Origin of the sequence: Frankia sp. KB5 (assembly GCF_002099325.1) — a bacterium.
Classification (GTDB): Bacteria; Actinomycetota; Actinomycetes; order Frankiales; family Frankiaceae; genus Frankia; species Frankia casuarinae.
In genome coordinates this window covers 1-4871 of sequence record NZ_MRUJ01000338.1, presented here as the reverse complement: position 1 = coordinate 4871, position 4871 = coordinate 1, and the positions used below count along the sequence as shown (strand labels likewise).

The 4871-nt window shown below is 71.8% G+C and carries 4 protein-coding genes and 1 pseudogene; all 5 read left to right on the top strand.

What is annotated here, in order from left to right:
* The first annotated feature begins 1212 nt into the window (after positions 1–1212).
* Positions 1213–1656 (top strand): hypothetical protein, encoded by a 444-nt coding sequence (locus KBI5_RS27245; protein ID WP_241883156.1) that lies wholly within the window; start codon positions 1213–1215, stop codon positions 1654–1656.
* A gap of 794 nt (positions 1657–2450) precedes the next feature.
* On the top strand, positions 2451–2651 hold the full coding sequence (locus KBI5_RS28260) for a hypothetical protein (protein WP_241883155.1): 201 nt from the start codon (positions 2451–2453) through the stop codon (positions 2649–2651).
* 76 nt (positions 2652–2727) lie between these two features.
* Positions 2728–3414, top strand: a complete 687-nt coding sequence (locus KBI5_RS23920) for an SAF domain-containing protein (protein ID WP_085016557.1) — start codon at positions 2728–2730, stop codon at positions 3412–3414.
* 7 nt (positions 3415–3421) lie between these two features.
* Positions 3422–4240 carry a hypothetical protein gene (locus tag KBI5_RS23915; protein ID WP_085016554.1) on the top strand — a complete coding sequence of 273 codons (819 nt, stop codon included), beginning with the start codon at positions 3422–3424 and terminating at the stop codon, positions 4238–4240.
* Positions 4237–4871, top strand: a pseudogene (locus tag KBI5_RS23910) (CpaF family protein); the annotation flags it as partial. The gene KBI5_RS23915 and the pseudogene KBI5_RS23910, both read left to right, overlap by 4 nt.

Here is a 4871-nt window from a genome sequence, read left to right as displayed (position 1 = left end):
CACGACGACAACCGCACCAACAAGATCAATACACCGAAGTGGATCTTGTCGGTGCGGTTCTTAATTCACTGGCATTGCACCCTGACCCGGCTCAAGATAGATCTCGGGACGTTCACCCCTGGCGGCATCACCTCCCCATAGAAATGCCGGTTCTTTCGGTTCCGAGCGCTTTCAATTCCAATAGGCACGCGACATCCCCGCGCCCGAACCTCGGATGATTCGTCCCTGGGCGAGGAGCCCTCGGACCCCTTCGCCACCAATTCTCGACTGCCGCGGATTCCCTCGCGGAACCCGTCGCGGATCTACCTGCCCGGGGTCGCGGCCTGGTTGAGAATTGCGGTTGCAACGGTGACGGCGGAATCTGTGGCTGTAGCGGAAGCCTCCCGATGCGGAAAGTCGACACGATCATTTCCGACTATTCAACGGCGTGTTATGAGCGCCGTTGTATTCTCCCGGCCAGTTCGGCGGGTCGGAGATCGGTCGAGGTCAGACAGTCGATGCCGTTGACCCAGACCGGCATCTCTATTGCCCCGGCGATCGGGGGGAGTCCTGGGACACGCGTCCAGCAGCACGGATCTCAGGGAACGGCCGTCCTCCTCCCTCGCCACGCCCAGCGATACAGATCCTGCGTGCGGTGCCGCAGGACCCACAGCTGTCGCGACAGACCGCGACGTGACAGAGCGACCGGGCAGGCCGTCCGGCTCGACCGGCCCAGGGCCGCACCGCTCCCGATCGGTGCCCGCCGCCGGCCAGAAGCAGGCAGGGGCCACCGACGCGCAACAATGGGCAACCCGCTGCTGCTTGCACGCCTGCAATGGTCCAATTGGGCTATCCCAACAGTTCGCTGGGATAGCCCAATTGGGCTAGATGATTCTAGTTCATCTGAGTCATTTCATGCTGGGACGCCGATCGGACTGCAAAGTTAGAACGCCCCGAATCGCTGCCACCGGAGTAGTCCTAGACGGTGAGGGTCATCTGAGGTTTCCCCGTCCGGGTGGGTGACCGCCCGCGTGGGAACGACCTGCKAGGTGGAGCACGGTGGAGGTCGGGACTCGTCAGTCTGAACGGCGCCGCGGTACACGGCCGCGGTCCGTGAGCGCAGGCGTCCTGATCGCTGTTGTGCTGGCTCTCGCGGCCTGCGGTGCGGGGGGTGGTGCGCGGCCCGCCCCGACGGCCAGCGGYGCGAGCGCCTCTGCCTCCGCCCCTCCACCCGTGTCCGTGACGCCCACGCCGACCTCGCCGGCGGATATCGCGCGGCAGGATGCGGTAGCGGCGTACCTCGGGATGTGGAAGGACTACGCACAGGCGAGTCATACGTCTGATTGGCAGGCGCCGTATCTGTCGCAGTATGCCTCGGGTGATGCTTTGCAGTTCCTGAGCCGGGATCTGTATGCCGACCATTACAACGGCCTGGTCTCCAAGGGCGATCCGGTGAACAGTCCCCGGGTGACGTCGGCGAGTCCGGAAGAAACGCCTACATCGGTGATGATTGCTGATTGTGTCGATGCCCGGAASTGGTTGCGGTACAGGACCGACGGTTCGCTGCTGGACAACACACCGGGTGCGTTGCACAAGGTTCTCGCCGAGGTGCGGCTGCACACCGACGGCAAGTGGCGCGTCACCCGCTTCGGGATCGGTGATCCGGGATCATGCTGATACGGCGAGGCGCAGTCCTGCTCGTGCTTGGGGTGGTGGCACTCGGGGTGTTCGCCACGCCGGCTTTCGCCGACGATAAGTTTGGCTCGGCGCTGTGCAGCCAGAATCCGTATCCGGGGTGCGACCTTTTTGCCGGAGACGACGGCGGGGCTGCCCCGGTTCCCGATGCGGGTCCGGGGACGTCGGGCGGGGGACGGGCGGCCTCGCCTGCGCCGGGCGATCGGGCGTTGGACGAACCGTCGCTGCCGATCGCGGATTGTGCGTATGTGCGCAGCGACTTTCAGCCGCCGGCCCCCGGCGTGCGGCCGGTCGCCTATCGGCCGCCCGCCGCGGGTGGGCTGGTGGTGAGGCCAGCGGTGATGCGCCCGTCGGCGCTGTCGGTGCGGCCGGTGGCGTCGCAGCCGGGGCAGGGACCGGGTGCTTGGTACGTCTACCGGTGCACTTCCGGCGGTGAACGGGACACGTTGTACCGGGCGCCGGTGTGGATTCCGGATGCGGCGGCGGCTCCCGCGCCGGACCCGGARGCGYTGGCGGAGCARGCSCGYAACCAGCTGCGGCTKCCSGGCCCRCRGATCGTRATGARCCCGTYGGYGGATCAGCTGGTGGGGTTGCCGACGTGGCTGTGGCTGGAYGCGGCWGGGTGGAATCAGGTGGCGGCGACRGCRGCGGCGGGCGGGGTKTCGGTSACTGCSGTCGCSAAGCCSGYGCAGGTGACCTGGTCRCTCGGSGACGGCGGRACCGTGACGTGTACCGGTCCGGGCACRCCGTWCCCGSMYGGSGCYGATCCGAAGAGCGTGTCGCCGGACTGCGGCTACACCTACCGCCACCGCTCGCTGGACACGCCGGGTGGGAGGTTCACGGTGACCGCGACGGTGCGCTGGGACGTGACCTGGGCCGGCGCCGGCCAGGCGGGGGCCTTCCCGGGGCTGACGACCGTGTCGACGACGCAGGCCAGGGTGATCGACGTTCCCGCGCTCACGACAGGCGGTGGCTGATGACGACCACGACCGGCACGGCCCGACAAGCCGCGACGGCATGCCCACACGGTGGGGCGCGCGGCGAGGAGGCGTCGTGGTGACCGCCCCGGCGCCGCGGACCGCCGGCGCGGAGCGCGGCGCCCGGCGCGCTGGTGCGGCGCCGGCCGCGCGGCTGACCGGCGGTCCGCGGCGCCGACGAAGGCTGCCGTACCTGCTGCTCGGGGTCGTCCTGGTGATCGGCTGCGCCGCCGCCGGCCTGCTCGCGGGTGCCCGGGTCGGTTCACGGACGGCGGTGTTGGTGCTGGCCCGTCCGGTGACGGTGGGACACGTCCTGTCGGCCGCCGACGTGCGGGAGGCGCGGATCTCCGTCAGCGGCGTCGACACGATCCCATCCGGGTCGAAGGACAGCGTGCTGGGCAAGCCCGTCGCCTACAGCCTGCCGGCCGGCACGGTGCTCAGCTGGGCGGCGGTGGGTGCCGCGCAGGTCCCGCCGCCGGGGGAGGCGATCGCCGCGGTGGCGTTGAAGGCCGGCCAGTTCCCCACCGGCCTGTCGGCCGGCTCGCGGGTCTCCGTGGTCGTCGCTCCCGCCAGTAGCGCGGTGTCGACCGCGTCCGCGGGTGCCGCCCGTTCGTGGCCGGCGACGGTCATCGCCGTGGCGGCCCAGGACACCGATCAGACGACGGTGGTGTCGGTGCAGCTCGCCGAGGCCGACGCCCGCGCGCTCGCGGCGAGCCCGGCCGGGCAGATCGGGATCGTCACCGTCAACGGCACGGGACAGTGACCGCCTGATGATCATTGCGGTCGGGTCGTTGAAGGGCAGCCCGGGGGCGACCACGCTGGCGCTGGCGCTGGCGGATCGCTGGCCGGCCGGCGGCGGGGAGCCGCTGGTCGTGGAGGCCGACCCCGCCGGCGGCGACCTGGGCGCGCGGTTCGGGCTGCTGACGGCCGGCCGTGGGCTGGTCACGCTCGCCGCGGCCGGCCGCCGCGGTGCGGCCCGCCCGGTCGAGGAGCACGTCCACGAGCTGCCCGGTGGTCTCCAGGCGATCCCCGCTCCGGCTGGTGCCGAGCAGGCCAGCCGAGTGCTCGGGGAGCTCGATGGTGGCGGCTGGTCGCTGCTGTGGTCCGCGGCACGCGGGCAGGGCCGGCCGTTGCTAATGGACTGTGGCCGCCTGGATGCCCAGCTGCCGGCACGGCCGGTGCTCGATGCGGCGGATGTGCTGCTGCTGGTCGTGCGGGCCCGCGACGACGAGCTGTCGCACCTGGCGGCCCGGATGCCGGTGATACACAGCTGGGCGCTGCCCGCCTGGTATGTGGTGGTCGTTGCCCAGCCGGACCGGTCGGCGGACTACCGGGTCGGCGACATCTCTCGGGTGCTGGGTCCCCGGGTGCTGGGCCCGGTGCCGTATGACGCCGCCGCGGCCGGCGTGCTCGCCGGCCGGCGCCATACCCGCGGCGGCATCGGCCRCACGAAGCTCGGCCGCACCGCGGCCAGCCTTGCCGCGTATCTCGCGGCCAGCGTGCCCGCCGAACCGTCGACACCCAGCCTGCCCGCGGGTACGGCGGGCGCGGCCGGGCGGGTCGCGTTGCCGCGGACGGGGACGCGATGACCCGGCCGCCGTGGCACGATCCCGCCCGCGCGCCGAGCGCCGGCAACGGCGCGGGCTGGCCCGCGGGGCTGGCCCGCTGGGACGGCCCAGCGCCGGCGCCGACCGACCTTCCCGGACGTGCGTCGGGGTCCGCCGCCCAGGCACTGCGCGAGCGGCTACGCGAGGGACTGCGGGCCGCGCTCGCCCGCCGGCTGCGCGAGGACGAGGACGCGGGTGCGCCGCCCCTGTCGGCGGACGCGCGGGCAGCGTTCGCCCGCACGGTGCTGTCTGATCTCACCGAGGCGCACACCACCGACCAGCTGGGCCGCGGCGCGCCGGTCCTGTCGCCCGAGGACGAGCGTCGGGTCCAGGGCGAGGTGCTGGCCGAGGTCCTCGGGCTCGGCGGCCTGGAGCCCTTGCTGGCCGACCCGTCGATCGAGAACATCAACATCAACGGCGATCGGACCTTCATCAGGCGGGCGGACGGCAGCCGCTACCGGCTGCCACCCATCACCGGGTCGGACGCGGAGCTGGTCAGCCTGATCCGGGACCTGGCCGCGCACGCCGGAGTGGAGGAGCGTCGCTGGGACCGCGGCGCCCCACTGGTGAACTTCCATCTGCCGGACAAGAGCCGGGTGTTCGCGGTCATGGC